Annotated in this window: 9 protein-coding genes; all 9 read left to right on the top strand. The window is 49.6% G+C overall.

Going from position 1 to position 5,376, the window contains the following annotated elements:
* Positions 1-370: branched-chain amino acid ABC transporter permease (locus tag Q7V48_00205; protein ID MDO9209166.1), on the top strand; the 370-nt coding region annotated here is incomplete at its 5' end.
* 4 nt (positions 371-374) lie between these two features.
* On the top strand, positions 375-1,307 hold the full coding sequence (locus Q7V48_00200; GenBank protein ID MDO9209165.1) for a branched-chain amino acid ABC transporter permease: 933 nt from the start codon (positions 375-377) through the stop codon (positions 1,305-1,307).
* Positions 1,298-2,038, top strand: coding sequence for an ABC transporter ATP-binding protein (locus tag Q7V48_00195; GenBank protein MDO9209164.1), 741 nt, complete (start codon positions 1,298-1,300; stop codon positions 2,036-2,038). Before Q7V48_00200 ends, Q7V48_00195 begins: the two co-directional genes overlap by 10 nt.
* Positions 2,035-2,739, top strand: a complete 705-nt coding sequence (locus Q7V48_00190) for an ABC transporter ATP-binding protein (GenBank protein MDO9209163.1) — start codon at positions 2,035-2,037, stop codon at positions 2,737-2,739. Before Q7V48_00195 ends, Q7V48_00190 begins: the two co-directional genes overlap by 4 nt.
* Positions 2,740-2,830: 91 nt before the next feature.
* The gene (locus Q7V48_00185; GenBank protein MDO9209162.1) at positions 2,831-3,196 is read left to right on the top strand and encodes an EthD family reductase; all 366 of its coding nucleotides are present in this window, start codon (positions 2,831-2,833) and stop codon (positions 3,194-3,196) included.
* Positions 3,193-3,930 (top strand): metal-dependent hydrolase, encoded by a 738-nt coding sequence (locus tag Q7V48_00180; protein MDO9209161.1) that lies wholly within the window; start codon positions 3,193-3,195, stop codon positions 3,928-3,930. Before Q7V48_00185 ends, Q7V48_00180 begins: the two co-directional genes overlap by 4 nt.
* A 222-nt stretch (positions 3,931-4,152) precedes the next feature.
* A complete protein-coding gene (locus Q7V48_00175) occupies positions 4,153-4,293 on the top strand; it encodes a hypothetical protein (GenBank protein MDO9209160.1) in 141 nt (46 codons plus the stop codon).
* A 128-nt stretch (positions 4,294-4,421) separates the two neighbouring features.
* Positions 4,422-4,652, top strand: a complete 231-nt coding sequence (locus Q7V48_00170) for an AbrB/MazE/SpoVT family DNA-binding domain-containing protein (GenBank protein MDO9209159.1) — start codon at positions 4,422-4,424, stop codon at positions 4,650-4,652.
* Positions 4,649-5,056 (top strand): type II toxin-antitoxin system VapC family toxin, encoded by a 408-nt coding sequence (locus tag Q7V48_00165; protein ID MDO9209158.1) that lies wholly within the window; start codon positions 4,649-4,651, stop codon positions 5,054-5,056. Before Q7V48_00170 ends, Q7V48_00165 begins: the two co-directional genes overlap by 4 nt.
* Positions 5,057-5,376: the final 320 nt, after the last annotated feature.

Raw genomic sequence — 5,376 nt, 5'->3', positions numbered from 1 at the left:
GTTCATCCGGGCTGCGGCCCTGGACCGGGAGATGTTGGGATCCCTGGGTGTAAATGTGAACAGATTATTTACGCTCGTTTTCACCATTGGGGCCTGGCTGGCGGGCTTAGGCGGAGCCCTGGTCTCTCCCATCGTGGCCATTGTTCCAGGCATGGACGTGGAGATTATCATTAATGCCTTCATCGTTGTGGTGGTTGGGGGGTTGGGAAGTTTTTGGGGAACGCTTCTTGGGGCGCTTATTCTGGGCCAGGTGACTTCTTTTGGTATCCTGGTACTTCCCCGGCTATCTATGGTTTTTATTTATGTTCTTATGGCGGTGGTTCTGATTCTTCGGCCATGGGGGCTTCTGGGAAAGCCCCTGCAACGGTAAGAAGATGTCCAAAGAAAACTGGTTCCTTATGATCCTCGTCCTGCTTCTAGCTTTCCTGCCCTTAACCGAATCCCGTTTCTATGTTTTTCTGGGGACGGATATTCTGATCATGGGACTGTTTGCCGTAAGCCTCAACCTCTTGTTAGGTTACACTGGGCTCGTCTCCTTCGGGCAGGCGGCCTATTTCGGGATCGGAGCTTACACCTGTGCTCTGCTGATGAAAAAGGCTTCGGTCGCCTTTCCGCTTGCTTTTGTGGCCGCCGCAGTATTCGGGGCAATCGCTGCTATGATCATCGGTTTTTTTTGCATCCGGCTGACCAAGATTTATTTTGCCATGCTTACCCTGGCCTTTTCCCAAATTGTGTGGGCCATTGCTTTCAAATGGAACTCCCTCACCGGCGGGGACACAGGCCTCATCGGGGTCAACTTTCCCGCGCACCTGGATTCTCCGATCCGATTTTTCTACTTCACTTTGGCTGTGGTCGTGCTCTCTTTTTACGTCCTGCGAAAACTGGTCAACTCCCCCTTCGGCAGGATCCTGACGACAATCCGGGAAAACCCTGAACGGACAGAATTTATCGGAATCAATGTGAAGCTATTCCAACTTATTGCCTTCATGATCTCGGGCTTCTTTGCGGCTATTGCCGGGGCACTCTTTGGAATCTTCAATCACAGTATTTTCCCGGATTTTATATTCTGGCCGCAGTCAGCCGAAGTGCTCATCATGAGCCTTCTCGGTGGGATTTATAACTTTTTCGGGCCTATGGTTGGGGCAGCGGTCCTGCTCTACTTGAGGATGCAGGTTACTTCTTTTACTCAATACTGGCCGCTCATTTTAGGGACTATCCTGGCTTTGCTTCTCTTCTTCTTCCCCGGAGGAATCGTGGGGTTTCTAAAAAGTAGACAAGTCTTTACCAGAAAAAACAAATGCTCTTGACCGTTGAAAAAGTGAAGAAATCTTTCGACGGATTTGTGGCGGTGAATGGGGTCAGCCTTTCCGTCAAGAAAGGAGAAATCTGTTCCATTATCGGCCCTAACGGCGCTGGGAAGACAACCCTTTTCAACCTAATTACCGGTCACCTTCCGGTAGATGAAGGAAAACTGATCTTCAAGGGACTCGACATCACCCGTATGCCCTCTTACCGGATCTGCCGGCTGGGGATGGGCCGTTCCTTTCAAAGAACCAATATCTTCCCTCGCCTAACGGTTTTTCAGAACATTCAGGCAGCCGTGCTGGTCCATCGAGGGGAAAGCTTTAATTTCTTCAAACCGGTGGAATCTTTCTTCCGGGAAGAGACTCAGACCATCTTGGAACGGGTGGGTTTGAAAGATTACGGGGAGACGGTCAGCGGATCTCTTTCCTATGGATATCAAAAACAGCTCGAGCTGGGGATTGCCCTGGCCAGCGAACCCGAGTTGCTCCTCCTGGATGAACCTACAGCCGGGATGTCTGCCCAGGAAACCCACCAGACCATCGAGCTGATCGGGCGGATCACCCGCGAAAAAGGACTTACTCTTCTTTTCACGGAACATGATATGGAAGTGGTTTTTTCCATCTCAGAAAGGATCATGGTCTTACATCAGGGGCGGCTCATTGCCGAAGGCTCCCCCGAGGAGGTCCGCAATGACCCGGACGTGCAGAAAGTCTACTTGGGGGAAGCGCGATGATCTTGGAGGTGAAAAACATCTACACCTCCTATGGGTTGAGCCATATTTTATTCGGGGTTTCTTTAACGGTTGATAAAGAAGAAGTCGTTTCGCTACTGGGCAGAAACGGCGTGGGCAAGACAACCACCCTCCGTTCCATCATGGGCCTCACTCCACCAAGTTCTGGGTCGATCAAGTGGAAAGGCGAGGAGATCGCCGGAAAATCTTCTTATCAGATTGCCAGGCTAGGAATCGGATTTGTCCCGGAGGACCGGCGCATCTTTGCGGACCTGACGGTTTGGGAAAACCTGGATGTTGCAATCAAAACCTCAACGGCCAGAGGAAATTTCTGGACCCTGGAGAGGGTCTTCGACCTCTTCCCAGCGTTAAAGTCCATCCAGAGCCGGAGGGGTGGATTTCTGAGCGGGGGAGAGCAACAGATGCTCACCATCGCCCGCACCCTCATGGGCAATCCCGACCTTGTTCTGCTGGACGAACCGTCCGAGGGTTTGGCTCCCATCGTGGTACAACAGCTCGGCGAGCAGATCACGAAACTGAGGAAAGAAGGAATGACCATTCTTCTTTGCGAACAAAATGCCAGGTTTTCCCTGGATTTAAGCGACCGCCTTTACATATTGGAGAAGGGAGAAGTGCGTTACCAAGGAAATGTGGCAGATTTCCGCAAGGACGAAGAAGCCTATAGGACGTACTTGGCACTTTAAAAGAGGATAGTGTCAGTGTGAGTGTCAATGATAAAAAATCTGACACTACCCACTGACACTGACACTTTTCATCTGAAGGGAGGTGCAAAAGATGGTCAAACTGGTTGCCATGTTCAATCTTCCCCCGGGAACAAACGAAGCGGAATTTGAAAAGTATTTTGTCAAGAAGCATGCGCGGGATGCAGCTAAAATCCCGGGCCTTCGCAGGTACACCATCGGGAAAGTAGTTGGATCCCCCGCAGGGGAACCGGCCTGGTACCGGGTAAATGAACTATGGTTTGACAGCGTAAAAGCCGCCCTGAAGGCGTTTAGCTCGCAGGTGGCGGTGGATGCTACCAATGACCTGATGCCCCGGGTGAAGGACTTTACCCCTGTTTTTGTCAAAGACCAGGAGGTGAAGTTGCCCCCCAGCCCAAAGGCGAAGGCAGAGAAGAGAAAAGGAGGAAAGAAGCGATGAGCAAAACAAAAATAACCTGGCTGGGTCATGCTTCCATCAAGGTGGAGGCAGAGGGGAAGGTGATCTTCTTCGACCCTTGGATTCAGGATAATCCAGCCTGCCCCATCAAGCTCCCGCAGATCAAAAAAGCCGATGCCGTCTGTGTAACCCATGGGCACATCGACCATATCGGAGATTCCCTGGCCATCGTCAAGGCAACCGGCGCTCCCCTCATCTGCAGCCCGGAGATCGGGATGTATGCGGAGAAGTACGGGGGGATTAAATACGACGAAGGTTCAACTCCGCTGAACATCGGGGGGAGCTGGGAGACCGACGCCTTCACCATTACCATGGTCAATGCCGCCCACACTTCCGATATCATGGGGGAGGAATACAAAAAGGAAGGGAAGTTGACGGCCGGGTCAGGCTCCGTCGGGTATGTGATCGAGTTCAAAGAAGGCCCTTCCATTTATTATGGGGGCGATACAGGGGTTTTTGGAGATATGGCCATCATCCGGGATCTCTATAGCCCGGATGTTGCTGTCCTTCCCGTAGGGGGAAAATATAATATGGGGTACCGAGAAGCTGGATACGCAGCTTCCCTGATCCATCCCCGATATTTTGTCCCCATCCATTACGATACCTTCCCTAACCAGAAACTCGACCTGAATAAGCTTGTACAAGAGATTAAAACCCGGGCTCCCCATGTTTCCGTGGTTCGCTGGAAACCAGGGGATATTTTTGAATATAAATAATACAGGGTTCGAGGGTCCAAGGGGCCAAGTGTAGAGAAAATATTATTTCACTCGAACCCTTGAACCCGTGAATCCTTTTTAACATTTCATACCTCTCTACTAATCCCCGGTAAGCCCTCACGACCCGGTGCAAAGAGGGATAAGCCGCTACCCGCCGATTGCGGATGCTCTCGACATATCCCGGCACAAGATGCGCCATGTCGGAAGCAAGGAGAATTGGAGTTGCCCAGCTCGATGATCGAAGTGGCCAGGTTCCCGCTCTGGGAGACCACTCCCAAGGGACCTGGTTCAGGGATCGGTTGGCGGAACAACCATGATGACCAGGTCAACTGTCTGCGGAAACGGCTCAAGAATTTTTGTTAATTACGTAACCTCTTTTATTTTTAGGAAACAAATAGAAAAATGTAATACAACTTATTTATTGACTAACTTTTTAATATTTGGTATATTTATAAAAAATAGAATCATGCAACAGAATTAAAGGAGATTTCATGGATAAGACTGTAGTGACTGTAAAAGGTCAAGTTGTTATTCCCTCTAAACTGCGGCGGAAATTTGGGATTAAGAAAGGAACCCAGGTCTACCTTTACGAACGGAACGGAGAAATCATAATCAAACCCATTACGGATGAATATATTCGGTCCATGGTGGGAATAACGGGCACGAAGGGGAAGCTACTTAAGGCCTTGAAAGAAGAAAAAGCAAAGGAACGGGCGCTGTGAAGGCGGCGGTTCGAGTTCTGGACTCTTATAGCCTTATTGCCTATTTTGAGGGCGAAGAGGGGGCGGACAGAATGGTTGAGATCTTTCGGTCAGCGAGAGACTCCGCACGGCCCCTTCTTCTGCCGGTGATAAATTGGGGGGAGGTTTATTACATTACCCTAAGAGAAGCGGGGCATGAGCGTGCGGAAGAAGTGGCCCATCTTATCACAACCCTTCCCATTCAGATTATCCCTGCAGATTTAGAACTGACCAAAGAGGCTGCCAAACTAAAAGCCAGTAAAAAAATGTCCTACGCCGATTGCTTCGCCGCTGCCCTGGCGAAACTTCGTCGGGCCGAATTAGTTACAGGGGATGAAGATTTTAAGCAGGTGGAAGGGGAAATAAAGGTATTCTGGATTATTTAAATTTTTGAAATTAGACCTGTGTCTTGGAAAGAAAATATTATTGTCCCCGACGAAATTACCTTCAGCAACACGCCCTTACTTATAAACCCCTCTTCTAACATCCTACGTAATTCTTTAAGCCACGTCCTTCTCCGGGGCATTTTACTTTTCCTTAAAGCCCTATTTTCGGCAGTGAAATTGAGGTTCTAAGGCAAAAATAAGCATGATTATTCCCTTGTTATCCTGCAAAATCAAATAGTTACCTTGGTCCGACCCCATTTAGTGCAATCCTTATTGGTTAGGCCAATGCTATTCCCCTATTTTTTACCTACGACGAAATA

This window comes from Deltaproteobacteria bacterium, from assembly GCA_030654105.1.
Taxonomy (GTDB): domain Bacteria; phylum Desulfobacterota; class SM23-61; order SM23-61; family SM23-61; genus JAHJQK01.
This window is presented reverse-complemented; position numbering and strand designations above follow the sequence as displayed.